Raw genomic sequence first — 25,351 nt, forward strand, 5'->3', positions numbered from 1 at the left:
GATGGCCAGGCCGCCCTTGCGGAGAGGGCGGGCCGGCCCGCGTGCCCGGAGACGGCGGGCCGGGCCGCCCATGCGCGTCAAACGGCGGGCTGGCCCCACGCGCGGAAGTAGCGGCCTGCGTGCGCGGAAGCGGCGGCCCCGAATGCGCGGAAGCGGCGGCCTGCGTACGTGGAAGCGGCGGCCCCGGTAAACGGGAGCGGCGGCCTGCGTGTGCGGGAGTGGCGGGCCGCGTAAACGGGAGCGGCGGCCTGCGTGCGCGGGAGCGGGGGGCGGGGTAGACGGGAGCGGTGGCCCGGCCGGGGCGAGTACCGCTCGGCCGGCGAGCCGTGTGGAAACGGCTGGGCCGGTCCCACGTACGCGAGACCGGCCCAGCCGGACAGATGGTGCGGGTCAGACGTTGTAGTACATCTCAAACTCGTGCGGGGTCGGGCGCAGGCGGATCGGGTCGACCTCGTTGGTGCGCTTCCACTCGACCCAGGTGGAGATCAGGTCGGGGGTGAAGACGCCGCCCTCGAGCAGGAAGTCGTGGTCGGCCTCCAGCGAGTCGAGCACCTCCGGCAGCGAGCCCGGAACCTGCTTGACGCTGCCCCACTCCTCCGGCGGGAGGTCGTAGAGGTCCTTGTCGATCGGCTCCGGCGGCTCGATCTTGCTCTTGATGCCGTCGAGGCCGGCCATCATCATCGCCGCGAAGGCGAGGTAGACGTTGGCCGACGGGTCCGGCACGCGGAACTCGACCCGCTTGGCCTTGGCGTTGCTGCCGGTGACCGGGATACGGGTGCAGGCGGAGCGGTTGCGCTGCGAGTAGACCAGGTTGACCGGGGCCTCGTAGCCGGGCACCAGGCGCCGGTAGGAGTTGACGGTCGGGTTGGTGAAGGCGAGCAGCGACGGGGCGTGGTGCAGCAGGCCGCCGATGTACCAGCGGGCCATGTCGGACAGGCCGGCGTAGCCGGTCTCGTCGTAGAACAGCGGCTCACCGTTGAGCCAGAGGCTCTGGTGGGTGTGCATGCCGGAGCCGTTGTCGCCGAAGAGCGGCTTGGGCATGAAGGTCGCGGTCTTGCCGGCGGCCCACGCCTCGTTCTTCACGATGTACTTGAAGAGCTGGAGCTGGTCGGCGGCGTGCAGCAGGGTCGAGAACTTGTAGTTGATCTCGGCCTGGCCGGCGGTGCCGACCTCGTGGTGCGAGCGCTCGACGGTGAAGCCGGCGCCGATCAGTCGCTGCACGATGCTGTCGCGCAGGTCGGCGTAGTGGTCGACCGGCGGGACCGGGAAGTAGCCACCCTTGTAGGCGGTCTTGTAGCCGCGGTTGCCGCCCTCTTCCTCGCGGCCGGTGTTCCAGGCGCCCTCGATCGAGTCGATGTAGTAGAACGCCTGGTGGGCCGAGGTCTCGTGGCGGATCGAGTCGAAGATGTAGAACTCCGCCTCGGGGCCGAAGTAGGCGGTGTCGGCGATGCCGCTGGCCGCCAGGTAGGCCTCCGCCTTCTTGGCCACGTTGCGCGGGTCGCGCGAGTACGGCTCCCGGGTGAACGGGTCGTGGATGAAGAAGTTGATGGCGAGCGTCTTCTGCACCCGGAACGGGTCGATGAAGGCGGTGGCGACGTCCGGCAGGAGCAGCATGTCCGACTCGTGGATCGCCTGGAATCCGCGGATCGACGATCCGTCGAAGGCGAGGCCGTCGGTGAATACGCTCTCGTCGAACGACTCCGCCGGCAGGTTGAAGTGCTGCATCACCCCGGGCAGGTCACAGAAACGTACGTCGACGAACCTGACGCCCTCTTCTTTGAGGTATCGCAGCAGTTCCTCTGGGTTGGCGAACACACGTCCTCCTGGCGTCCACGGTGTGGCTAGGCTGGTCGCGACGCTATGGCGGTGCGGTTGCCCGACCATGTCCCTCTTGTTTCTGCCGTGTTACGTCACTCGCGGAGCGTGATCTCCGCCGGTCGGACGCCATGTGGCCGCCAAACGGACGATACCGCAGTGGGGCGCTTCGGGCCGCTCGACGACCAGGAAGGCTGCCGATGTGCGCCGGCCGCCGACGGGTCGCCGGATCGACGCCGTTACCCTGACTCTCCGTGGCCAGACTTGACGCCCCCCGCACCGGATTCGAGCCGCCGAGCCTGGCCCGCCGCTTCGCCGCCCTGATGGTCGACTGGGCCGCCTGCGTCGCGGTGTCGAGCCTGTTCGCCGACCCGGTCCGTGACGGCTGGCCGCCGGTCGTCGTCCTGGTCGGTGTGTACGCCTTCTTCGTCGGCCTCTTCGCGCAGACCCCGGGCATGTGGGTGGCGAAGATCCGGTGCGTCTCGTACGCCGACAGCGGCCGGATCGGCGTCTTCCGGGCTCTTTTGCGCGGTCTGCTGCTGGTCCTGGTCGTGCCGGCGCTCATCATGGACGGCCAGCGGCGCGGTCTGCACGACCGGCTCGCCGGCTCGGTGATCGTGCCCCTCGACGGTCGATCGCCGGCCGACACGACCGATCGATCACGGTCCTGACCAGCGACTACGCTGAGTTGATCTTCCGCTGACCGGCGGCCGGGCGGTTGCCTGCCGGCCACCGAGTCTTCATCGCCCCGACCGTCCCGGATGTGGTGTCCGCCACGGCGTTCCGCCGTACTGTTGCCTAAAGTTTGCAACAACCATTGATCACCATCTGGCGTGTTCGCGCCTGGAGGACACCGTGAGCGAGCGAGCAGTCGGGCCCCGGTCCGCAGACGACGGCACCGTCCGGATCGAGGTGGCGGCATGAGTTCCCCGCTGAGCCGACCGCTGCGTGCCGCGCTGGGCGGCCTGACCGCCCTCGGCCTGCTGGCCGCCGCCGGCTGCGGCAACCCCGACGCCCCGGACGGCGCCGGCGCCGCGACCGGCATCGTGCTCGCCGACGCCTACGAGGACAGCACCCTCAACCCGATCGCCGGCTACTCCGAGACCGGATACAGCAAGATCTACGACGGCCTGGTCCGGCCGGCGCCGTACCAGCCCGGGGTGCTGCCCGCGATCGAGCCGGCACTCGCCGCGCAGCTTCCGGAACCCAGCGCCGACGCCCGCGAGTGGACCGTCAACCTGCGCACCGGCGTCACCTTCCACGACGGCTCCACCTTCGACGCCGACGACGTGGTGGCCACCTACCGGGCGGTGCTCGACCCCGTCTCCGGATCCCCGCTGGCCGGCTCCTTCGAGATGCTCCAGGCGGTCGACAAGGTCGACGCCACCACGGTCAGGTTCACCCTGAAATACCCGTACGCGCCGTTCGACCGCCGGCTGATGCTCGGCATCGTGCCGGCCGAGTCGGTCGCCACCCCGGGCCCCGCCGACGCGTCGCCGCTGGGCGAGAAGCCGATCGGCACCGGCGCGTACAAGCTGGAGTCGTGGCGCAAGGGCAGCGAGATGGTGCTCACCGCCAACCCCGACCACTGGGGTGGCGAGCCGGCGGTGAAGAAGCTGACCGTCGTGATCGCCGCCGACGACAACACCCGCACCCAGCGCACCGGCGCCGGCGAGTTCGACGGGGCGTGGCTGCCACCCAAGCTGGCCGCCACCTTCGCCGACCGTGACGGCTTCTCGGTCGTCGCGCACCCGAGCGCCGACTTCCGGGCGGTCAGCCTGCCCACCGCCCACCCGGTGACCGGCGACCCGGCGATCCGGCTCGCCCTCAACCACGCCGTCGACCGCCAGGCCATGGTCGACAACATCCTGGCCGGGTACGGCAAGCCGGCGTACACCCCGATCCCGGATTCGCTCGGGACCTTCCACAACCCGCAGGCCACCTTCGCCTTCGACCAGGCCAGGGCCGGCCAGATCCTCGACGCGGCCGGCTGGGTGCCCGGCCCCGACGGGATCCGGGTCAAGGACGGCCAGCGGGCCGCGTTCACCCTGATGTACTTCCCGAGCGAGACCCTGCGCCGCGACCTCAGCCTGGCGTTCACCTCCGACGCGAAGAAGATCGGCATCGAGGTCAACCTCGAGGGCGTCGACCGGCCGCAGTTCCGGCCCCGCATCCCGCAGGACGCCGGCCTGCTCGGCGGCGGGGACAACCCGTACGACCCGGACACCCAGGTCTACGCGACGCTGCACTCCAGCTACGCGCAGTACGACGCGAACAACCCGTTCCGCAACCCGGGCGCCTACCGTAACGAGGCCGTGGACGCGGCGCTGGACGCCGGCCGCCGGTCCGTCGACCCGGCCGAGCGGACCCGGGCCTACCAGGACATGCAGGCCGAACTGATCAAGGCACCGTCGAACGTCATGCTCGCCTACCTGGACCACACGTACGTCATGAAGGACGGCGACTGGACCGGCACCCGCCCGGTGCTGGAGCCGCACTCGCACGGCGTCTCCTGGGGGCCGTGGTGGAACCTGCGGGACTGGAAGCCCGGTCGGTGACCGTGACCCCCATCGCGCGGCTGGTGCTGCGGCGGGCGCTGCTGGCCGTACCGGTGCTGGTGCTCGTCTCGGTGGCGATCTTCGCGCTGGCGGCGGCGTCGCCGTTCGACCCGCTGTCGGCCTACCTCGGCGACCGCTACCTGACCATGGACCCGGACGACCAGGCCCGGCTCGCCGCCCAACTCGGCTTCGACGACCCGTGGCCGCAGCGCTACCTGCACTGGGCCGGTGACCTGCTGACCGGCGACCTCGGCACCTCGGTCGCGCTGCGCCAGCCGGTCGTCGACGTCATCGTCGAGCGGCTGCCGTGGACGATTCTGCTGGTCGCCGTCGCCCTCCTGATGGCCATGTCGACCGCCCTCGTCCTCGGGGTGTGGTCGGCGTGGCGGCAGGGCGGCTGGGTCGATCGGGCGGTGACCGCGTTCAGCCACGCCATCGAGGGCATCCCGCCGTTCGTCGTGGCGCTCGGCGCGATCGCCGTCTTCGGCGTCGCGCTGTCGTGGCTGCCGGTCGCCGGACTCACCGACGCCGGTGCACCGGTGACCTTCGCCCAGGTGGCCCGCCACCTGGTGCTGCCGGCGCTGGTGCTCGGCCTGTCGCAGACCCCGGTGCTGCTGTTGCACGTACGGCAGTCGCTGCTGACCGCGCTCTCCGACGACCACGTGGCCGGGGCCCGGGCCCGCGGCCTGCCCGAGGCCCGGGTGGTGCTGCGGCACGCGCTGCCGGCGGCGCTGCTGCCGTTCACGACGCTGCTCGGCGCCCGGGTCGCCGAGATCGTCACCGGTGCGGTGCTGGTCGAGGAGGTCTTCTCCTGGCCCGGTGCCGCCCAGGCGGTGGTCCGCGCCGCGGTCGCCGTCGACTTCCCGCTGCTGGCCGCCCTGACCCTGCTGTCCACGATCGCGGTGCTGGTCGGCTCGTTGCTCGCCGACGTGGCGTACGCGCTACTCGACCCGAGGGTGGCCGCCGATGGCTGACCTGACCGACACCGCCCGCCCCACCGAAGAAGGCGAGCGCACCGACACCGCCCGTGCCACCGGCGAGGGCCGGGTTGCCGAGCCGGGCCGGCCCGCTGGCGGAGGCCGGCTCCCAACCGGTTCCACGTCGACGGTCGACGCACCCCGCACGACCGACCCGGCCCCCGGCGAGGAACCGGCCGGCGGCGGGTGGATCGACGCGGCCCGGCCCCGGGCCGGGATGCCCCGGCGCCGCGGACCGGGCCGGGCCGGGTGGGCGCGGCTGCGGCCCGCCGTCGGCCTGGGCCTGCTGGCGCTCCTGGTCGGGTACGCCGTACTCGTGCCCTGGCTGGCCGACTTCGACCCGCGGATCACCGACTACTCCGCCGGGCTGTCCGCCCCGTCGGCCGAGCACCCCTTCGGCACCGATCCGGCCGGCCGCGACCTGCTGGTCCGGTCCGCCGCCGGGCTGCGCGTATCGTTGCTGATCGCCGCCGTCTGCGCGGTCGTCTCGACGCTGATCGGGACGCTCGTCGGCGCCCTGTCCGGGGTCGCCGGCGGGGTCGTCGACCAGATCGTGATGCGCCTGGTCGACACCGTCAACGCCGTACCGCACCTGCTGCTCGGCATCGTCATCGTCGCCCTCTACGGCGGCGGGCTGCCCGCCGTCATCATCTCGATCACGCTCACCCACTGGACGTCGGTCGCCCGGATCGTCCGTGCCGAGGTGCTGTCGCTGCGCGACCGCGAGTTCGTCGACGCCGCCATCAGCGGGGGAGCGTCGCGGTGGCGGGTCACCCGCCGGCACCTGCTGCCCGCCGTCGTACCGCAGGCCGCCCTCGCGGCGGTGCTGATGCTGCCGCACGCGGTCTGGCACGAGACCGCGCTGAGCTTCCTCGGGCTCGGCCTGGCCCCGCACGAGGCAAGCATCGGCATCCTGCTCGACGAGGCCCGCGAGGCGACGATGCTCGGCGGCTGGTGGGCGCTGGTCTTCCCGTCGGCGCTGCTCGTGGTGGCAACGCTGGGCGTCGCGGCGTGCGGTGCCGCGTGGCGCGACCGGCTCACCCCGCGCCGCAGGACGGAGCTGGCGCTGTGACGACGAAGGGACGGGGCACGACCGCCGGGCTGGCGCTACGCGACCTGTCGGTGCGGTTCCTGGTCGGCCACGGTCGCCGCCGGGGCGCCGCGCCGACCGTGGTACAGGCGGTCAACGGGGTCACCCTCGACCTCGTACCCGGTCGGGTCCTGGCCCTGGTCGGGGAGAGCGGGTGCGGCAAGTCGGTGCTGGCCGCCGCGATCCTCGGCCTGCTGCCGGCCAACGCCCAGGTACGCGGCACGGTGGAGCTGGCCGACCCGGCCGGCGGACCGCCGCTGGACCTGCTGCGCTGCCCCGAACGGGTGCTGGCCGGATCGGTCCGGGGCCGTCGGGTCGCGCTGGTGCCGCAGTCCGCGGCGACCCACCTGACGCCGGTCCGCCGGGTCCGCGGACAGCTCGCCGAGACGGTCCGGACCCTGACCGGGGTACGCGACAAGGCGGCCCTGCGGGCACACTGCGACGAACTGGCCGTCCGGGTCGGGCTGACCCCGGCCGACCTGGACCGCTTCCCGCACGAGCTGTCCGGTGGGATGGCGCAGCGGGCGGCACTGGCGTTCGCACTGGTCGGCGAACCGGAGGTGGTGCTCGCCGACGAGCCGACCGCGGGCCTGGACCGGCCGCTGGTCCGCAACACCACCGCCGCGCTTCGCGACCTGGCCGGCCAGGGCAGGGCGGTCCTGCTGATCACCCACGACCTGGCCGCGGCCGAGGACGTCGCCGACGACCTGGCCGTCATGTACGCGTCCCGGCTGGTCGAGAGCGGTCCGGCGGCGGCGGTGCTGGCCGACCCCTGGCACGACTACACCCGTGGGCTGCTGGCGGCGCTGCCCCGCAACGGCCTGACCCCGATCCCGGGGCAGCCGCCGGAGCTGTCCCGGCTGCCGGCCGGGTGCGCGTTCCACGCCCGGGTGCCCGGCGACTGCTCCGGCGACCCGACCGCCCGCCCGGTCGGCGACCGCCGGATCGCCTGCCGCCCCGGCGGCGACGCGGCGGTACCCGCGCTGTCCGGCGCACCGGCGGCCACCAACGGCGGAGGAGACGGGACATGCTGACCGCGAAGGGGATCACCGCCGGCTACCGGCGGGGCCGGCCCGTCCTGTCCGGAATGGACATCGAGGTGGCGCCGGGGGAGATCGTCGGGCTGGCCGGGCCGAGCGGCTGCGGCAAGTCGACCCTGGTCCGGGTGCTCGCCCTGCTCCAGCGCCCCTGGGCCGGCACGGTCACCGTCGACGGCACCGAAGTACGCCGGTTCCGGTACGCCGCGCCGCGCGCCGCCCGGACCGCGATCGGGGTCGTCTTCCAGTCACCGCGGCGGTCCGTCGACCCCCGGCTGTGCCTGCGCGACGTCGTCGCCGAACCGCTGCGTGCGACGGGGCGCGGCGACGCCGCCCGGGTGACCGAGGTGGCGGAACTCGTCGGCCTCACCGCCGACCTGCTCGGGCGGCTGCCGCACGAGGTTAGCGACGGCCAGTTGCAGCGGGCCTGCCTGGCCCGGGCCCTGGTGCTACGACCCCGCTACCTGATCTGCGACGAGATGACCGCGATGCTCGACGCGTCGAGCACGGCCGGGCTGGTGCAGGCGGTCCGGGCGGTCACCGCCGACGAGGGGCTGGGGGTGCTCGCCGTCAGCCACGACGAGGACCTGCTGGCGGTCTGGGCCGGCCGGGTGGTCCGGCTGGCCGCGCCGGTTCCGGTGGCCGGCTGAGCCTCCGGCGTCGCGGCCGGGACCCCGATGTCCCGGCCGGGGCGCCGGCACCCGGAAAGGCGCGGTACCCGGAAAGGGCGCGGTACCCGGAAAAGCAATGATCGTCTGCTGTTCCGGCACCGACATCACGGCGTGTCGGGTGCCGGAACAGCAGACGATCAACGTCGCTGCCCTCTGCGCGGGGCGTGGCGTCAGCGGCCGCGGCTCTGGCGGAAGGCGCCCTTCGGCGGCCGCATGTTCTTCGGGATCGCGCCCTTGGGCATCTGCGGCCGGGCGGACAGCGCCTTGAGCCGCTTGTCGAGGGCGTTGACGTCCTTGCCGCTGAGGTTGCGGGGCAGCCGCATCAGCGTCATCCGCAGCTTGCGGATCGGCAGCTCGTTCTCACCCTGACCGATGACGTAGTCGTAGAGCGGGGCGGTGCCGATGACCTTGGCCAGCCGGCGCTTCTCCTGCCCGAGCAGGCCACGGATGCGCTGCGCGTTGCCCTCGGCGAGCAGGATGACGCCCGGCCGGCCGATGACGAGGTGCACCATGTCCATCTGCGTGGTCGAGCTGACCGCCGGCGTCACCCGCCAGTCACCCCGCATGTTGTCCAGGATCGTCGCCGCCGCGCCCGGCTGCCCTTCGGCGGCGTTCATCATCGCCTTGTTGGACCGCAGGTTGAGCACGATCAGCAGGCCGAGCAGGGCGAGCATGATACCGATCGGCAGCCACAGCCAGCCCCAGAAGACGACCGCGACCACGGTGAGCGAGAGCGGCAACAGCACCGCCGCGGCGGCCAGCGGGACGAACCACCGGTCCCGCTTTGCGGTGAACGAGAACACCATCCCGATCTGCTTGAGCCGCGTGCGGAACGAGACCTTCTCCTGGGGCTTTGCCATGCGACGGAGTCTAGTGGTCGGCCCCGGTGGCCACGATCCGCGGCTCCGGGCTCGGCGCCGGTGCCGGCGGCGCGGACGGGGGCGGAGCCGTCCGGGTGGACCGGAACCGCTGCCAGGCCAGCGCCGCGCCGATCATGGCCAGGGGCAGCGACGGGATCGAGTAGCGCGGGTCGATCGTGGAGGTGCTGACCGAAACGACGATCATTCCGAGGCCGAGGCCGGCGAACGTCAGCGGGTCCAGGTGTTCGCGCCAGGTGGAGGCCCGGGGGCGGACCAGGGCCAACGCCACCACCAGCAGGAAGGCGAGACCGACGACGGTCGCCGGCACCGACGCCACCCTGGAGTAGGTGTGCAGTGGTGCCATCAGCGGATGCTCGTGGTCGGTGGCGTTGCCGGCGAACCGCTGCCGCCGCGGGTCGAACGGGGCGATGTGTGCCCGGCAGGTGGTCTGCTCCTCGGTGACCGGGAACTCCCAGACCTCGCCGACACAGGCGACCCGCTCGGTCGCCGGCGGCCCGGGGCGCAACGTACGCCAGGTCTCGGTGCCGACCATGGCCAGGAAGTCCAGTGGCTGGCCCAGGATCGCCTTGCGGGCGAACGAGCTGAAGACCGGGTCGTACGACCGGTCGGGGAAGTCGCTGTTCGGGCCGCCCCCGTTCCACAGGTAGAGGTCCGACGGCAGCCGCTCGCCGAGCGGCTGGCTGGGGCACAACTGCCGTTCGCGGTCGGTGAGGGTGAGCCGGTCGCACTCCACGAACGTGGCCGTACGCGACCACAGGAACCGCCCACCGTACGTGCCGAACGAGTACACGCCGTGGAAGCTGTGGTACCAGACCAGGTAGCCGCCGAGGACCACGCCGACCACCGAGGCGAACGCGGCCACCCGTAGCCACGGCACCCGCCGCAGGATCAGGTAGAGCAGGGGTACGGCCAGGGCCACCAACCCGACCGACCGGGTCACCGCGGCCCAGCCGAAGAGACCGCCGGCGACGACGCAGGCGAGCCAGCCCGGGGTGTCCCGCCAGCACAACAGCACCAGGCCGGCGGTGACCAGCACGGTGAAGAGCGTCTCGGCGAGCAGGAAGTGCTCCAGGGCGACGGTGCGGGCGTCGAGCACCAGCGGCACGGTGGCCAGCAGCGCCACCCACCGCGTCACGCCCCGGCGCTGGAGCAGCGCGTAGGCGGCGGCGGCCAGCCCGAGTCCGGCCGCGTGCTGCACGAGCACCATCAGCCGCACCGACTCGAACGGCAACAGCAGGTTCAGCAGGAAGCTGTAGCCGTACGGGCGGATGACCCCGGGCTCCTCCCGGTAGGCGAGACCGAGGTAGCCCTGGCTGTCGCCCTGGTACCACAGGGCCGGGGCGTAGCCGACCATCACCAGCAGGCGGAGGACCCCACCGATCGCGAGCAGCGCGAGGAGAGCCCAGTGGTCGCGGGCCAGCCGAAGCGTCGTGGCGGGCAGGCCGGACAGCAGGTCAAGCAGGTCGGTGACCCGCGCGCGGAGCCGGGCGGGACGCGCCGGCTCCGCGGCGACCTCGGTCACGCCGATGCGGGCTTGGGAAGAACCGGGGCGGCGCGGCCGGTGCCGTGGTCACCGGGCCGCTTCTCCTCGTGGTACTCCTCCTCCACGTTTACCTCCCACACGTCGTGGTCGGTGCCGTCGAGGATGTTCTCCACGGTGAGCATCGCCGTCATCATCGAATGGTCGGCGTTGTTGTAGCGGTGCATGCCGTTGCGGCCGACCGGGTGCACGTTGGGCACGTCCCGCTCCAGCCACCTGCGGATCTTCTCGACGTTGTCGCTGTACGAGAAGTCGTAGAACGGGTAGGCCTTCGGCATCCGTACGACGTACCCGGTCTCGACCAGGCCTGGCCGGACCAGCCCGAGCTGCTCCAACTCGGCCGTGCCGAGCTTGATCAGGTCCTCGTCGCTGCTGTTCCACAGGTCGTCGCCGAGCGTCAGGAAGTATTCCAGCCCCAGACAGGTGCGTCCGTCCTTGACCAGGTAGGGCGACCAGGAGCCGAAGTTCTGGATCCGGCCGACCTTGACCTCCGGCTCGTGGATGTAGATCCAGTTGTCCGGGAAGCTGAACTCCTCGGGAACCACCAGGGCGATGGTGAGGAAGTCCCGGTAGCGCAGGTCGTTCGCGGCGGCCAGCACCTCCGGCGGGGCCGGCGGGTCCATCACCTTGACCAGTTCGGAGATCGGCATCGACGACACGACGTGGTCGGCCGGCACACGCCGGTCACCGTCGGGGCCGCTGACGGTGACCGCCACCGCCCGCCCGTCCTCCCGGTGGATGGTTCGTACGCGGGTGTTGAGCGTGACTGTTCCGCCCCGCTTTTCGATGTGTTCGGTGCACCGTTCCCACATCATTCCGGGGCCGTACTTCGGGTACTGGAACTCCTCGATCAGGCTCGTGATGTCTTTCTGGTTGCGCTTGGGCATCAGCGCGTTGATCACGGCGTTGAGCAGGGAAAGATTCTTGATCCTTTGGGCGGCCCAGTCCGACGACAGTTCGGTTGCCGGCACCCCCCAGAGCTTTTCGTTATAGGTCTTGAAGAAGTGCGAATAGAGCCGCTTCCCGAAGCGGGCCGTCACCCAGCCGGCGAGGTGCGACTGGTCCTTGGGCGGCGAGATCCGGGCGGACAGGTAGGAGCCCACGCAGCGGATCGCCTCGAACACACCCAGGTTCTTCAGCGCGTTGCCGGCCTTCAGCGGATAGTCGAAGAGCCGGCCGCGGTAGTGGATGCGGCTCATCCGGGGCCGGAGCAGGAACTCGTCGTCCGGCAGGATCTCGTGCCAGAGCGTCTCGACCTGGAGCACCTTGGTGAAGAAGCGGTGGCCACCGATGTCGAAGCGCCAGCCGTCGCGTTCGACGGTGCGGCTGATGCCGCCCACCACTTCGTCGGCCTCGAAGACCTGGACGGGGGCCTGGCGCTTGGTCAGCTCGTAGGCCGCGGTGAGACCGGCCGGGCCGGCACCGATCACGACTGTCTGGGGTGGTGTCGTCATGCTCATTTCCGTCACGCTTTACCGCCATGCGGGGCCGGCACCCGCGTGGAGGGCGGTGTGGAGCGCACAGGCGCACGCCGGCCGCTGGGGGACCGCCGGAATGTAGCACGAAAATTGGTTGTGAACTGTTACCTACCGATGCCCTTTCAGGGGGCGGGGGTGGTGGTGCCGAGTTTGCGGGCGTCAATGGCCTGCTGGTAGAGCCGGCCGGCCCGGTAGGACGAACGGACCAGCGGGCCGCTCATCACGCCGGCGAATCCGATCGCCTCGGCCTCGGCGCTCAGTTCGACGAACTCCTCCGGCTTGACCCACCGCTCGACCGGGTGGTGCCGGGGGGTCGGCCGCAGGTATTGCGTGATGGTGATCAGCTCGCAGCCCGCGGCGTGCAGGTCACGCAGCGCCTGGACCACCTCTTCACGTTCCTCGCCCATGCCGAGGATCAGGTTGGACTTGGTGACCAGGCCGGCTTCCCGGGCCTTGGTGATGACGTCGAGCGAGCGCTCGTAGCGGAACGCCGGCCGGATCCGCTTGAAGATGCGTGGCACCGTCTCGACGTTGTGGGCCAGCACCTCGGGCCGGGCGGCGAACACCTCGGCGAGCTGGTCGGGGTCACCGTTGAAGTCCGGGATGAGCAGCTCGACGCCACAGCCCTCCTGGAGGGAGTGGATCTGCCGGACCGTCTCGGCGTAGAGCCAGGCACCGCCGTCGGGCAGGTCGTCGCGGGCGACGCCGGTGACGGTCGCGTAGCGCAGCCCCATCGTGGCCACCGACTCGGCGACCCGGCGCGGCTCGTCGGCGTCGAACTCGGCCGGCTTGCCGGTGTCGATCTGGCAGAAGTCGCACCGGCGGGTGCACTGGTCGCCGCCGATGAGGAAGGTCGCCTCGCGGTCTTCCCAGCATTCGTAGATGTTGGGACAGCCGGCCTCCTGGCAGACCGTGTGCAGCCCTTCCTTGGCGACCAGACCGCGCAACTCGGTGTATTCGGGGCCCATCTTCGCCTTGACCTTGATCCATGGCGGCTTGCGCTCGATCGGGGTCTCGGCGTTACGGGCCTCGATGCGCAACATGCGCCGGCCCTCGGGTGCGATGGTCACCTCACGAGCCTACGCCGCAGGCCGGACGGGATGGAGGGTGGGCGATGAGGGTCACGTCGTGATGTGACGGCGCTCACCCCGCGCCGTCGAAAACCGGTGGCGGTCGCTGTTAACGTCATGGGCAACAGCGACGACGGAGCCGAGTAGCACCTCGCCCCCGGAGTCCAGAGAGCCGCCGGCAGCTGCGAAGGCGACCTCCGGACGGGGTGTGAAGACCCTCCCGAGCTGCGGGAAGAACGGCGCCCCGGCGCCCAGTAGAGCCCGCCGGACTGGCCCACGTCACCGGGCGACGAACGAGGCCCCCGCCCGGCGGGGGCGAAGGTGTGGTGGCACCGCGAGGTTCCCGCTCGCCCACACCTCCCTGGGGATCGCGTTGCGATTACGCAAGGAGGTGCCGAAATGCAACGCATCCTTTCCACCCGACTGTCCGCCCACATCGGCGAACAGGTCGTCGTCGCCGGCTGGATCCACCGCCGGCGGCTGCTCAAGTCGGTCGCGTTCCTGATCCTGCGTGACGCCGCCGGGCTCGCCCAGGTCGTGGTCACCGCCCCGGACACCCGTACCCGGCTCGAGGAACTGCCCGAGGAGACGGTCGTCGAGATCACCGGCCGGGTGGTCGCCAACCCGTCGGCGCCCGCCGGGGTCGAGGTCGTCGACCCGGTCGTACGCCCGCTCGGCGCGCCCGCCGTACCGCCGCCGTTCGACCTGTACCGGCCGGCGCTGGCGGCGACCCTGCCGACCCAGTTCGACCACGCCCCGGTGGCCCTGCGCCACCCGACCCGGGCCGCGGCGCTGCGGATCTCGGCCGCCGCGACGGCCGGCTTCCGGTCCACACTCGACGGCCGGGGGTTCGTCGAGGTGCACACCCCGAAGATCGTCGGCTCGGCGACCGAGAGCGGCGCCAACGTCTTCGCCCTCGACTACTTCGGCCGGCCGGCCTACCTGGCCCAGTCGCCGCAGTTCTACAAGCAACTGATGGTCGGCGTCTTCGAACGGGTCTACGAGGTCGGGCCGGTCTTCCGGGCCGAGCCGCACGACACCGTCCGGCACCTGGCCCAGTACACCTCGCTCGACGTCGAGTTCGGCTTCGTCACCGACCACCGCGACGTGATGGCGATGCTGCGCGACGTACTGGCCGGGATGCTGGCGACGGTGGGCGAGCGGTGCGGACCCGCCCTCGCCACGCTCGACGTCACGGTGCCGGAGGTGCCCGCCGAGATCCCGGCGGTGCACTTCACCGAGGCGCTGCGGATCGCCGGGGCGCCGGCCGACGAACCCGACCTCGCGCCGGCCCACGAACGGGCGCTGGGGGAGTGGGCCCGCGCCGAGCACGGGTCGGAGTTTCTTTTCGTCACCGGCTATCCGATGGGGAAGCGGCCGTTCTACACCCACCCGGACCCGGCGCGACCGGCGTACTCGAACGGGTTCGACCTGCTCTTCCGCGGCCTCGAACTGGTCACCGGCGGGCAGCGGCTGCACCGGCACGCCGACTACGTCGCGGCGCTGGCCGCCCGGGGCGAGTCGGTCGGCCCGTACGCGTCGTACGTCGACGCGTTCCGGCACGGGATCCCGCCGCACGGCGGCTTCGCCATCGGCCTGGAACGCTTCGTGGCAAGGCTGACCGGCGCGGCGAACGTACGCGAGGTGGTGGCCTTCCCCCGCGACCTTCACCGCCTGACCCCGTAACCACCCTCATGATCCGCGTGATCAGGGACTTTTTCCGGCGCGTCGTCGGCGCGTCGGGGCTGGAACTCCCTGATCACGCGGATCTTGGCGTGGGGCGAGGCCCGGGGCCGGGCGAAGCGGGGGGCCGGTCAGGGCAGGAGGGTGGGGAGGTGGCGGTGCACCACCGGGAGTACGTCGGCGACCGTCACCGGCCGGCCCAGTTCGGCGGTCAGCGAGGTGACGCCCGCGTCGCGGATGCCGCACGGCACGATCCGGTCGAAGGCGGTCAGGTCGCAGTCGCAGTTGATGGAGAACCCGTGCTGGGTCACGCCCCGCGACACCCGGATGCCGATCGCGGCGACCTTGCGGGCCGGACCCCGGTCGTCCTGCGGCACCCACACCCCGCTGCGACCCTCGATCCGGTCGGTGGCCAGCCCGAACTCGGCGCACACGTCGATCAGCAACTGCTCGGTACGACGTACGTAGGCGACCACGTCGACCGGGTCGGGCAGGCGGAGGATCGGGTAGCCGACGAGCTGCCCCGGACCGTGCCAGGTGATCTTGCCACCCCGGTCGACGTCGACGACCGGCGTGCCGTCCACCGGCCGGTCCCACGGCTCGGTCCGCTTGCCGGCCGTGTAGACGCTCGGGTGCTCCAGCAGCAGCACGGTGTCCGGCTCCTCGCCGGCCACCACGGCCTCGTGGCGGCGGCGCTGCTCGTCCCAGGCGGCCAGGTAGTCGACGACGCCGGCGTCGACGACGGTCAGGCCGGAGATTGTGGTGGTCACCAGGCCAGCGTAGTCCCGCCGCCGGTCGTGCGGGCCGGTGAGACCGGTCACCGGGGCGGCTAGCCTGGCGGTCGTGCTGACGATCATGCTCCTGCTGGTCCACGCCGGGGTCGCCGCGCTCTGGCTGGGCGCCATGAGCTACAGCCTGTTCGTGCTCCAGCCGAAGATCGGCCGGATGTTCGACGGCGACCCGGTGCGGATCGAGGAGGCCGAACGGGGCCTCGCCCACGGCAACCGGCGGCCGGTGCTCGCGTTGATCACCGTGTTGTGGCTGTCCGGGATAGCGCTCACCGGCCTGGCCGCCGCCGACGGGATCAGCACCGCCGGCTGGCTGCTGGTCGCGGTCAAGGCGGTCCTGCTCGCCGGGGCCAGCGGTCTCTTCTGGTGGGTGTCCTGGCGGGGCTGGCCGCGCCGGGTCTTCGCCCTGCCGGCCGAATTGCCCGACCTGCGGCGCCGCTTCCGGCGGGTCGCCCTCACGATGCTGGTCCTGGTCGGCACCGCCGCGGTGCTCGGCTTCGTCGGCGGCCACGCCTGACCGCCCGGCCGGCTACAACTCGCCCCGGCCGCGCAGCCAGTCGAAGATCAGTTTGTCCACCATGGACGACCGCTCCCGGTCGGCGTACGTCAGCCAGCGGATCTCCTCGATCTCCGCCCCGGGCGCCAGGGTGCCCCGGTAGTCGGCCCGGTAGCACGTCATCCGCACCGTCACACCGTCCGGATGGCCATGGGCCTGCGCCTCGAACACCCCGGCCGGTTCGATCGTGCCGTCGACCAGCTCCACCCGCAGTTCCTCGACGACCTCGCGTTTCAGGGCCTCGTGGTCGGACTCGCCGGCCTCCCGCTTGCCACCGGGCAGGTAGTAGGTGTCCCTGCCGTACGAGCGGGCGCTCAGGATCCGGCCGTCCGTGACCCGGATCCAGGCGAGCTTGTCGATGACGCCCACGGGTGCCTCAGCCATCGGTCGGCTGCCAGAGCCAGACGTCCTCGACGCGTTCCGGCGGGCCGAGCAGTTCGGTCATCAGCTCCAGCAGCGCGTCCTGCCGTACCGGCCACGCGGTGCCGAACACGTGGTCGGCCAGGACCACCGCCTCGGCGTCCCAGTAGTCGAGGTCGGCGCGTACGCCGGCCCGCTCGGCCGCGCCGATCGGCGGCACCTTCCCGGTCCGGGCCACCTCCAGCAGCAGCCCGTCGGTGAAGCGGGGCAGCGGTCCGATCCGGCCCCGGCCGTCCGGGCCGCCCGGGCCGAGGAAGTAGCCGCTCGGCAGCCTGAACTCGCCCTGCCGGTGCGCCAGCGCGTACGCCTGCCAGCGCTGCGCGTCCGGGGTGATGTCGAGGGTCAGCGGGACGGGCACGAGCACCCCGCCGGGAGAGACGTGGTCGCGCCACGCGCCGGAGGTGATGAACGCGGGTACCGGTTGCCGGTCGACGGTCAGCAGCGGCATCGGCGTCAGCGGGAGCAGTGCGGCGGCGAAGCCGGCGATCCACGCCGTGGTGACCGCCCGGGACCGCCCGCCACCCGCCGTGGCGGGGGCGTCCAGGGCGGGGGCGTCCGCGCCGGTGTCGACGGCCGGCTGGCGCCCGGTGAGCCGGTCGACGGTGAGGGCGAGCAGTACGGCGAAGATCGGCGCGACCGCCAGCGCCAGCCGGCTGGGCAGCGCGGCGTCGAACAGCGGTACGTCGTCCAGCAGCGCGTACGGCAGCGGGATCCCGGTGACCGTACCCATGATCTTGAGCTTGGGGCCGAGCGACAGCACGGCGAACACCCCGCCGGTGACCGCGAGGGCCCGCAGGGTGGCCCGCCGTCCGGGGTCGGCCCGCCGCCACAGCGTGACGAGGCAGACGACGGCCAGGACCAGCAGGCCGGCGCCGAGGAACGAGTTCTCCTCGGTCGGGTTGGCGGCCAGTTCGGTGTCGAGGCCGAGCACGCCGGCCAGCGACCGGATCGGGTACGCCGCGTACCCGGCGAGGTCCTCGGCGTGGATGACCGCGTCGTACCCGGTGCCGTGGAAGCGCTGCGGCCCCGCGAAGTGCAGCCACAGCGGATAGGCGAGCAGGGCCGCGGACGTCACGGCGGTGACGGCGAGCCCGCGCAGCAGGGGCGGCAGCGCGGCGCGGGCCTCGGCGCGCACGGCCCGCGACAGTGCCCAGGTGCCGAGGAAGATCCCGCAGGCGATGGCGGTGAAGAAGAGGGCCTCGGCGGCGATGGAGAAGCCGGCGGCGACCAGCAGGCCGAGGACGACACCGTTGCGCAGCCAGCGGCCGGGCTGGCGCAGCCGCAGCACCTGCCACACGATGAGCGGCACCAGCCAGCCGGCGGTCCAGTTGAGGTGCCCGTTGGCGTGCGACACCAGGCCGGGGGCGAAGCCGGCGAGCAGGCCGCCGACGGCCGCCGCGAGCCGGGACCGGACCAGGTGCCGGGAGAGCACCCAGTACCAGGCGAAGGCGCTGGCGGCCAGGTTGCCGGTGAGCACCGTGACGTAGGCGGCCGTCGCGCCGAACAACCACGTCACCGGGGCGAAAAGGATCGCGATCACGGTGATCGAGGTGTTCATCCCGAGGTTGACGCCGTACGGGACGTTGAGCAGGTCGGCGAAGAGCGGGTCCTGGCCGTGGGTGAGGGCGTACGGGCCGTAGGCGAGCAGCCATTCGAAGAACGTCTGGTCGCTGGTGCTCGCGGCGAGTGACCGCCGGCCGAGGTCGGTCCACAGGCCGCTGGTCACGAACGCGGCCAGGCCGATCGCGACGGCGGCGAAGAGCAGGTCGGCCCGCAGCCCGGCACGGCGGCCGGCGGCCGGGGCGGTCTGGTCGGGGGCCGGGCGGGCGGTGTCGTCCGGCTGGGGCGCGGTGACCGGGGTGGGAGCGATCGGCACGGGCCGCAGGTTACCAAGAAGCGCCCGACACGCCCGGTTCGTGGGTAACCTTGACCGCGTTATTGGAAATGACTATCAATTCAATTGACCGTGTATCAACGTTCCGGGAGACCCGTACCTGTGAAGATCTCGTTCGTCGGCAAGGGCGGCAGCGGCAAGACCACGCTCGCCGGCCTCTTCGCCCGCCACCTCGCCGCCCTGCCGGCCCCGCTGCTCGCCATCGACGCCGACATCAACCAGCACCTCGCCGTGGCGCTGGGCGCCAGCGACGAGGAGGCCGTCATGCTGCCCGCGCTCGGCGACCACCTCGCCGACATCAAGGAGCACCTGCGCGGCGACAACCCCCGGATCAGTTCCGCCGCCACCATGGTCAAGACCACCCCGCCCGGCGGCGGCTCCCGGCTGCTGACCGTCGCCGGCCCCAACCCCGTCTACGACGCCCTGGTGCGCGAGGTCGGCGGCGTACGCCTCGCGGTCACCGGACCGTTCGCCACCGCCGACCTCGGCGTCGCCTGCTACCACTCCAAGGTCGGCGCGGTCGAGCTGATGCTCAACCACCTCGTCGACGGCCCCGGCGAGTACGTCGTGGTCGACATGACCGCCGGCGCCGACTCGTTCGCCTCCGGCCTGTTCACCCGCTTCGACGCCACGTTCCTGGTCTGCGAGCCCACCGTGCGCAGCGTCGGCGTCTACCGGCAGTACGTCGGCCACGCCCGCGACTTCGGCGTACGCGTGCACGTGGTCGGCAACAAGGTCGACGACGAGTCCGACGTGGCGTTCCTGCGCGAACACGTCGGCGACGACCTGCTCACCTGGATCGGCCGCTCCGCCTACGTCAAGGCGGCCGAGCGCGGCGAGGTGCGCCCCGTCGACGCGCTCGAACCGGCGAACCGGCGGGCCCTGGAGGTGCTGCGGGAGACCGCCGACGCGGCCCCCAAGGACTGGGCCACCTACACCCGGCAGGCGGTGGAGTTCCACCTGCGCAACGCCAACGCCTGGGCCAACGACAAGGTCGGCGAGGACCTCGCCCGGCAGGTCGACCCGGCCTTCGTGCTCGGACCCGACCCGCTGGTCCGGGCCGCCCGCTGAACTGTCCCCGTCCGCTGGGTCTTTCCTGCCCGCTGGCCGTCCCCGGCCGCTGAACCGTCGCCGGCCGCCGGACCCGGCGCCGGCCCGTTTTCCGTCAGAAGAAGGAGTTCCCATGTCCCTCGACGTACCCGCCGCCCTGCTCTCGCGGGCCGCCACCGGTGAGGTCGACGACGCCGAGTTCGTCGACTGCGTACGCCACTCGCTGCCGTACGCGTGGACGGTGGTGTCCGACGTGGCCGCCCGCGCGACGGCCGGCACCGCCGACTTCGCCGACCACGCGGTGCCGCCGCCCGGCGAGGCCGAGCGCGGCCAGTTGCTGCGGGCGCTGGCCAGCGACGCGATCCGCGGTGGGCTGGAGCGCCACTTCGGGGTCCGGCTCGCGTTCCAGAACTGCCACCGGGTCGCCGCGTTCCGGCCGGCGGCGGTCGGCGGTGAGGTGTACCGGCGGTTCGTCTCGCCGGTCGGCCAGATCCGCAACCAGTCGCCGGAACTGCGCGACTGCTGACCGTTGCCACCGCCCGCGGACCCCGGTGCCCGCGGGCGGTCGGCCGGCGGCCCGGGGTCGCGTCCAGGCCGCCGGGCCGGCGCCCACACAGTGGTGCCGGTAAATGTGTGATCGTCGGCTATGTCATTTTTCTGACATCGACCCGTAACTTCCTGGCAATCGGGAGTGACTCAGCCCACAGTCGATTGTCAGGAGGCCGTCGTGCGCCGTCCCGCCACCGCGCCACCCCACCGGCTCGCCCGCGCCCTCACCGTCGCGCTGGTCGCCGCCGCGACCGTGCTCGCCGTCGCGACGCCGGCCCGGGCCGCCACCCTCACCCAGATCACCGGGTTCGGCTCCAACCCGGGCAACCTGTCCATGTACGCCTACCGGCCCGACGGCCTGCCCACCGGCGCGCCGCTCGTCGTCGCCCTGCACGGCTGCACCCAGAACGCCGCCGCCTACCACGCCAACTCCGGCTGGCAGAAGTACGCCGACCAGTGGGGCTTCGCCGTCGTCTACCCGCAGACCACCTCGGCCAACGCCGCCAACGCCTGCTTCAACTGGTTCCTGACCGGCGACACCGCGCGTGGCCAGGGCGAACCGCTGTCCATCAAGCAGATGGTCGACCACGCGGTCGCCAACTTCGGCAGCGACCGGGCCCGCGTCCACGTCACCGGGCTGTCCGCCGGCGGCGCGATGGCCGCCACGATGCTCGCCACCTACCCCGACGTGTTCGCGGCCGGCTCCGTCGTCGCCGGCATCCCGTACCGCTGCGCGACCTCCCAGGTCAACGCGTACACCTGCATGTACACCGCGGTCGCCAAGACCCCGCGCCAGTGGGGCGACCTGGTCCGCGCCGCCCATCCCGGCCACACCGGCGCCCGGCCGAAGGTCGCGATCTGGCACGGCCAGTCCGACGCCGTCGTCGTACCGGCCAACGGCACCGCGCTGCGCGACCAGTTCACCGACGTGCTCGGCGTACCGCAGACCCCGACCAGCACGGCCACGCTGCCCGCCGGCACCACCCTGGAAACGTACGGCGCCGACCAGGTGCGCCTCTACAAGGTCGCGGGGATGGGGCACGGCACCCCGGTCGACCCGGGCAGCGGCGCCGACCAGTGCGGCACCGCCGGGGCGTACTTCCTCGACACGATCTGCTCCGCGTACCGGGACGCGCTCTTCTTCGGCCTCGACGGCGGCGGGGGACCCGGCGGACCCGGCAACCCCGGCGCCCCGGCCGCGCCGACCGGACTCAGGGTCACCGGCACCACCGCCGCCTCGGTGTCCCTGGGCTGGACCGCGGTGGCCGGCGCCACCGGCTACCACGTCTACCGGGGCGGCACCCGGGTGACGGCGAGCCCCATCTCGGCTTCCACCTACGTCGACTCCGGCCTGGCGGCGGCCACCACCTACACGTACGCGGTCAGCGCGCTCAACGCCGGCTGCGAGGGCGCCCGCTCCGCGCCGGTGTCGGCCACCACCGGCGGTACGGCCCCGGTCTGCGTCACCGCCAGCAACTACGCGCACGTCCAGGCCGGCCGTGCCTACCACTCCGGCGGGTACGCGTACGCCCTCGGCTCCGCCCAGCGGATGGGCCTCTACAACACCTTCCACACCACCGCCCTGAAGCAGACCGCCCCCCAGACCTGGGTAATCGGCTGCTGACCCCCATGATCCGCGTGATCAGGGACCAAGTCGCGTGTGTCGTCGGCGCGGCGCGGTCAATATCCCCTGATCACGCGGATCATGGCTCGGGGAACGCGGCCCGCATCGCCTCCGGCAGCGTCCGGTGGCGGAACTCGAAGCCGGCGCCGGACAGCACCCCCGGCAACACCCGGGCACTGCTCAGCGCCTCGGTCGCGAACTCGCCCAGCACGATCCGCAGCCCGAACGCGGGAATCGGCAGGATCGCCGGCCGGTGCAGCTGGGCGGCGAAGACGTCGGTGAACTCCGCGTTGGTCACCGGTGCCGGGCCGACCAGGTTGACCGGGCCGGCGAGATCGTCACGGTCGAGCAGGAACGAGACCGCCCACAGCCAGTCGTGGAGCGAGATCCACGGCACCCACTGCCGGCCGCTGCCGAACCGGCCCCCGATACCCGCCTTGAACGGCAGCAACTGCGGCTTGATGAAACCGCCGTCGCGGTGCAGCGGATAGCCGGTACGCAGCCGGACCACCCGTACCCCGGCATTCTCCGCCGGGCCGGTGGCCGCCTCCCAGACCCGGCACACGTCGGCCAGGTAGCCCTCACCGGCCGGCGCGTCCTCCTCGACCCGCTCGTCGCCGGTGTCGCCGTACCAGCCGACGGCCGAGGCGTTGAGCAGCACCCTCGGGCGGTCGGTGGCCGGCAGGGCGGCGACCGCCCGGCTCAGCGTCGAGGTGGTGTCGACCCGGCTGGACCGGATCAGAGACTTGTACGCGTCGGTCCAGCGCCGGTCACCGACGCCGGCGCCGGCCAGGTTGACCACCGCGTCGACACCGGCGAGTACGGCCCGGTCGAGTTCCCCGGCCGACGGGTTCCAGCGGACCTCGCCCGGTCCGCGCGGCTCCCGGCGGACGAGCCGGAGCATCTCGTGCCCCTCGTCGGTGAGGTGCGCGACCAGCCGGCTGCCCAGGAAGCCGGACGAGCCGGCGATCAGAATCCGCATGCGTCCATCTTCGCGGAAACCCTAGATCCGCGTGATCAGGGAGTACGTCGAGCGTGTCATCGGCGCGTCGTGCCCGTATCTCCCTGATCACCGGGATCTTGGGAGCGTGTCGTGCGCCGACGGTGGTGAGGCGCGCCGGGGCGATGCGGACCGGGGCGGTGCGCCGGGGTGGTGCGGGTTAGGGCGGGCGGGGGCGAGTGCACCAGGGGCGGTGTGGAGTAGGGGTGGTGTGGAGCAGGGGTGGTGTGGAGCAGGCATGTGGGGCGCGCCGGGGGCGGCGGTGCGGGGCCAAGGCGAAGCACGGGCGGTACGGGAGCCGGGGCCAATCGCGGGCGGTGCACTGGTCGAGCGGCGGTCGAAGGCTCGCCGCTGGGGCTGATCCGCTGGGGCTGGCCGGGGCTGGCGGACGGCTGGCCTGTGTGCCGACCGATCACCGGCGTTCCCGTGGACTTCGTGGGGCGGCGACTCGGGAGGAGGGATGACCGGTGAACCCCACAGCGAATTCGATGTGGATACGCCGAATTCGCTGTGGACCGCGACAGCGGCATCCCGTCGACCATGGCGGAGCGGGCCGTTGGCCTTCCGCTGGGCGCCGAGCCGGCCGTTGAGTTTCCGCCCGGAGCCGAGCCGGCCACCGGCGTTGATCGTCTGCTGTTCAGGCACTCGACACGCCGTACCAGGAGCGCCTGAACAGCAGACGATCACGGCGCCGTCCCGCCGCAGGGCGCCGTCATCCCAGTGGCTTCCACGCAAGATCCGCGTGATCAGGGAGTTTGCACTCCGGCACGCCGACGACACGCTCGACGTACTCCCTGATCATGCGGATCTTGGTGGGGAAAAGGGTGGGGCGGGCCAGCATCGCTGGCCCGCCCCACCCTTGGACAAGACGCTTAGGCCAGGCCCAGTTCGGACTCGAAGTTGCCGGCCTCCAGCCGCTCCTTGATCGCGCTGAGGAAGCGGGCGGCGTCGGCGCCGTCGACCAGCCGGTGGTCGTACGACAGGGCCAGGTAGATCATCGAGCGCGGCACGATCAGCTCGCCCAGGTCGGGGTCGTCGACCACGACCGCCCGCTTCACGACCGCGCCGGTGCCGAGGATGGCGGCCTGCGGCGACGGCACGATCGGGGTGTCGAACAGGGCGCCCCGGCTGCCGGTGTTGGTCAGCGTGAAGGTGGCGCCGGAGAGCTCGTCAGGCCCGATCTTGTTGCTGCGGGTGCGCTCGGCGACATCGGCGACCCGACGCGCCAGGCCGGCCAGGTTGAGGTCACCGGCGTCGCGGATCACCGGGACCAGCAGGCCCTTCTCGGTGTCGACCGCGATGCCCAGGTGCTCGCCGTCCGGGTAGGTGATCGTCCCGGCGTCGAGGTCGAGCCGCGCGTTGACCACCGGGTACGTCCGCAGCGCCTCGATCGCGGCGAGGGCGAAGAACGGCAGGAAGGACAGCTTGACGCCGTTCTTCTGCTGGAAGTCGTTCTTGGCCTGCTGGCGCAGCTTGGCGATCTTGGTCACGTCGACCTCGACCACCGTGGTGAGCTGTGCCGACGTCTGGAGCGACTCGAACATCCGCTTGGCGATCACCGCGCGGGTCCGGCTGATCTTCTCCGTACGGCCGCGCAGCGGGCTCGGCTCGGCCTTCGGCGCCGGCTTCGCGGCGGCGGCGGCCGGCTTGGCCTCGGCCGGGGCGGGAGCCGGCTGGGCGGCGGCCGCCTTGGCCTTCTCGGCCGCGTCGAGCACGTCCTGCTTACGGATCCGGCCACCGACCCCGGTGCCGGACAGCGACGCCAGGTCGACGCCGTGCTCGGCGGCGAGCTTGCGGACCAGCGGGGTCACGTAGCCACCCTCGGCGGCACCGTTCGCCTGTGCCGGGGCAGCCTGTGCCGGCGCCGGAGCGGCCGGCTTCGGCGGCGCGGGCTGGGCGGCCTGCTCGGCCTTTGCCGGCTCCGCCGCCTTCTCCGCCTCCGGGGCGGGCGAGGCGTACGACGCACCCGCGGTCGGCTCCTCCGGCTGCGCGGCCGGCGCGCCGCCGGACGGTTCGCCGCCGGACGGGGCGGCACCGGCCGCACCGATCACGGCCAGCTCCGCGCCGACGTCGGCCGTCTCGTCCTGCGGAACCTTGATCTCCAGCAGCGTGCCCGCCGCCGGCGACGGGATCTCGGTGTCGACCTTGTCGGTCGAGACCTCGAGCAGCGGCTCGTCGGCCTCGATCTGCTCGCCGACCTCCTTCAGCCAGCGGGTCACGGTGCCCTCGGTGACGCTCTCACCGAGCGCCGGCATCCGGACGACCGTGGTCTCCCCGCCGGCCTGCGCGGCCGGCTTCTCCTCGGCGGCCGGCGCCGGCGCCGGCTTCTCCGCCTCGGTCGACGGCTGCTCGGCGGCCGGCTCCTCGGCGGCCGGCTCCTCGGCCTTCGGCTCCTGCGCGGCCGGCTGCTCCCCGGCACCGCCGGCCTCGTCCTCGCCGGCGATCACCGCGAGTTCGCTGCCGACCTCGGCGGTCTCGTCCTCGCTCACCACGATCCGGCTGAGCACGCCCGCCGCGGGGGACGGGATCTCGGTGTCGACCTTGTCGGTCGAGACCTCAAGCAGCGGCTCGTCGACCTCGACCCGGTCGCCCTCCTGCTTGAGCCAGCGGGTGACGGTGCCTTCGGTGACGCTCTCTCCCAGCCGGGGCATGGTGACCGATACCGGCATC

Annotated in this window: 21 protein-coding genes; 11 read left to right on the forward strand and 10 right to left on the reverse strand. The window is 72.4% G+C overall.

Features of this window, described 5'->3' with window-relative positions; translation table 11 throughout:
* Positions 1 to 390: 390 nt before the first annotated feature.
* Positions 391 to 1,815: a type I glutamate--ammonia ligase gene (gene glnA, locus AB0M79_RS08605; RefSeq protein WP_364209636.1), complete on the reverse strand. Its 1,425-nt coding sequence runs from the start codon at positions 1,813 to 1,815 to the stop codon at positions 391 to 393.
* 254 nt (positions 1,816 to 2,069) lie between these two features.
* Here glnA and AB0M79_RS08610 point away from each other — a divergent pair, with 254 nt between their 5' ends.
* From AB0M79_RS08610 to AB0M79_RS08635, 6 genes are all read left to right on the forward strand, one after another.
* Positions 2,070 to 2,486 carry an RDD family protein gene (locus AB0M79_RS08610; protein WP_364209639.1) on the forward strand — a complete coding sequence of 139 codons (417 nt, stop codon included), beginning with the start codon at positions 2,070 to 2,072 and terminating at the stop codon, positions 2,484 to 2,486.
* A gap of 249 nt (positions 2,487 to 2,735) precedes the next feature.
* Positions 2,736 to 4,373, forward strand: coding sequence for an ABC transporter substrate-binding protein (locus tag AB0M79_RS08615; protein WP_364209642.1), 1,638 nt, complete (start codon positions 2,736 to 2,738; stop codon positions 4,371 to 4,373).
* Entirely contained in the window at positions 4,370 to 5,347 is a 978-nt protein-coding gene (locus tag AB0M79_RS08620; protein WP_364209645.1) for an ABC transporter permease, read from the forward strand. Before AB0M79_RS08615 ends, AB0M79_RS08620 begins: the two co-directional genes overlap by 4 nt.
* Positions 5,340 to 6,422, forward strand: coding sequence for an ABC transporter permease (locus tag AB0M79_RS08625; protein ID WP_364209648.1), 1,083 nt, complete (start codon positions 5,340 to 5,342; stop codon positions 6,420 to 6,422). The genes AB0M79_RS08620 and AB0M79_RS08625 overlap by 8 nt, the downstream gene beginning before the upstream one ends.
* Positions 6,419 to 7,474, forward strand: coding sequence for an ABC transporter ATP-binding protein (locus AB0M79_RS08630; RefSeq protein WP_364209651.1), 1,056 nt, complete (start codon positions 6,419 to 6,421; stop codon positions 7,472 to 7,474). Before AB0M79_RS08625 ends, AB0M79_RS08630 begins: the two co-directional genes overlap by 4 nt.
* Complete coding sequence (locus tag AB0M79_RS08635; RefSeq protein WP_364209654.1) at positions 7,468 to 8,127, forward strand: ATP-binding cassette domain-containing protein; 660 nt, start codon at positions 7,468 to 7,470, stop codon at positions 8,125 to 8,127. The genes AB0M79_RS08630 and AB0M79_RS08635 overlap by 7 nt, the downstream gene beginning before the upstream one ends.
* 191 nt (positions 8,128 to 8,318) lie before the next feature.
* Here the strand turns inward: AB0M79_RS08635 and AB0M79_RS08640 are convergent, their stop codons facing one another.
* From AB0M79_RS08640 to lipA, 4 genes are all read right to left on the reverse strand, one after another.
* A complete protein-coding gene (locus AB0M79_RS08640) occupies positions 8,319 to 9,008 on the reverse strand; it encodes a DUF4191 domain-containing protein (RefSeq protein WP_357537733.1) in 690 nt (229 codons plus the stop codon).
* Positions 9,009 to 9,018: 10 nt separating this feature from the next.
* Positions 9,019 to 10,551 (reverse strand): hypothetical protein, encoded by a 1,533-nt coding sequence (locus tag AB0M79_RS08645; protein WP_364209657.1) that lies wholly within the window; start codon positions 10,549 to 10,551, stop codon positions 9,019 to 9,021.
* A complete protein-coding gene (locus AB0M79_RS08650) occupies positions 10,548 to 12,023 on the reverse strand; it encodes an NAD(P)/FAD-dependent oxidoreductase (protein ID WP_364209660.1) in 1,476 nt (491 codons plus the stop codon). The genes AB0M79_RS08645 and AB0M79_RS08650 overlap by 4 nt, the downstream gene beginning before the upstream one ends.
* A 146-nt stretch (positions 12,024 to 12,169) precedes the next feature.
* Positions 12,170 to 13,090: a lipoyl synthase gene (lipA, locus tag AB0M79_RS08655; RefSeq protein ID WP_364209930.1), complete on the reverse strand. Its 921-nt coding sequence runs from the start codon at positions 13,088 to 13,090 to the stop codon at positions 12,170 to 12,172.
* Between the two features lie 426 nt (positions 13,091 to 13,516).
* Here lipA and aspS point away from each other — a divergent pair, with 426 nt between their 5' ends.
* Positions 13,517 to 14,803, forward strand: coding sequence for an aspartate--tRNA(Asn) ligase (aspS, locus tag AB0M79_RS08660; RefSeq protein ID WP_364209663.1), 1,287 nt, complete (start codon positions 13,517 to 13,519; stop codon positions 14,801 to 14,803).
* 128 nt (positions 14,804 to 14,931) lie between these two features.
* Here the strand turns inward: aspS and lipB are convergent, their stop codons facing one another.
* Positions 14,932 to 15,570: a lipoyl(octanoyl) transferase LipB gene (gene lipB, locus AB0M79_RS08665; RefSeq protein WP_357537727.1), complete on the reverse strand. Its 639-nt coding sequence runs from the start codon at positions 15,568 to 15,570 to the stop codon at positions 14,932 to 14,934.
* A gap of 73 nt (positions 15,571 to 15,643) precedes the next feature.
* On the opposite strand from lipB, the gene AB0M79_RS08670 reads away from it, so the two are divergent.
* Positions 15,644 to 16,105: a hypothetical protein gene (locus tag AB0M79_RS08670; protein ID WP_364209667.1), complete on the forward strand. Its 462-nt coding sequence runs from the start codon at positions 15,644 to 15,646 to the stop codon at positions 16,103 to 16,105.
* A gap of 12 nt (positions 16,106 to 16,117) precedes the next feature.
* Here AB0M79_RS08670 and AB0M79_RS08675 read toward each other — a convergent pair whose 3' ends face one another.
* Complete coding sequence (locus AB0M79_RS08675) at positions 16,118 to 16,513, reverse strand: NUDIX domain-containing protein (protein ID WP_364209933.1); 396 nt, start codon at positions 16,511 to 16,513, stop codon at positions 16,118 to 16,120.
* 7 nt (positions 16,514 to 16,520) lie between these two features.
* Positions 16,521 to 18,341, reverse strand: coding sequence for a DUF2079 domain-containing protein (locus tag AB0M79_RS08680; RefSeq protein ID WP_364209936.1), 1,821 nt, complete (start codon positions 18,339 to 18,341; stop codon positions 16,521 to 16,523).
* A 219-nt stretch (positions 18,342 to 18,560) separates the two neighbouring features.
* Between AB0M79_RS08680 and AB0M79_RS08685 the strand changes: the two genes are divergently transcribed.
* The 3 genes from AB0M79_RS08685 to AB0M79_RS08695 all read left to right on the forward strand — a co-directional run bounded on the left by AB0M79_RS08685 (position 18,561) and on the right by AB0M79_RS08695 (position 21,681).
* On the forward strand, positions 18,561 to 19,529 hold the full coding sequence (locus tag AB0M79_RS08685) for an ATP-binding protein (RefSeq protein ID WP_364209670.1): 969 nt from the start codon (positions 18,561 to 18,563) through the stop codon (positions 19,527 to 19,529).
* Positions 19,530 to 19,641: 112 nt separating this feature from the next.
* Positions 19,642 to 20,034, forward strand: coding sequence for an SCO5389 family protein (locus AB0M79_RS08690; RefSeq protein ID WP_364209672.1), 393 nt, complete (start codon positions 19,642 to 19,644; stop codon positions 20,032 to 20,034).
* Positions 20,035 to 20,235: 201 nt separating this feature from the next.
* A complete protein-coding gene (locus AB0M79_RS08695; protein WP_364209674.1) occupies positions 20,236 to 21,681 on the forward strand; it encodes a PHB depolymerase family esterase in 1,446 nt (481 codons plus the stop codon).
* A 79-nt stretch (positions 21,682 to 21,760) separates the two neighbouring features.
* On the opposite strand, the gene AB0M79_RS08700 is transcribed toward AB0M79_RS08695, so the two are convergent.
* Positions 21,761 to 22,663 (reverse strand): TIGR01777 family oxidoreductase, encoded by a 903-nt coding sequence (locus tag AB0M79_RS08700; RefSeq protein ID WP_364209677.1) that lies wholly within the window; start codon positions 22,661 to 22,663, stop codon positions 21,761 to 21,763.
* 890 nt (positions 22,664 to 23,553) lie between these two features.
* The gene (sucB, locus tag AB0M79_RS08705; RefSeq protein WP_364209680.1) at positions 23,554 to 25,350 is read right to left on the reverse strand and encodes a 2-oxoglutarate dehydrogenase, E2 component, dihydrolipoamide succinyltransferase; all 1,797 of its coding nucleotides are present in this window, start codon (positions 25,348 to 25,350) and stop codon (positions 23,554 to 23,556) included.
* Position 25,351 lies beyond the last annotated feature (1 nt).

This window comes from Polymorphospora sp. NPDC051019 (genome assembly GCF_040683055.1).
GTDB lineage: Bacteria > Actinomycetota > Actinomycetes > Mycobacteriales > Micromonosporaceae > Polymorphospora > Polymorphospora lycopeni.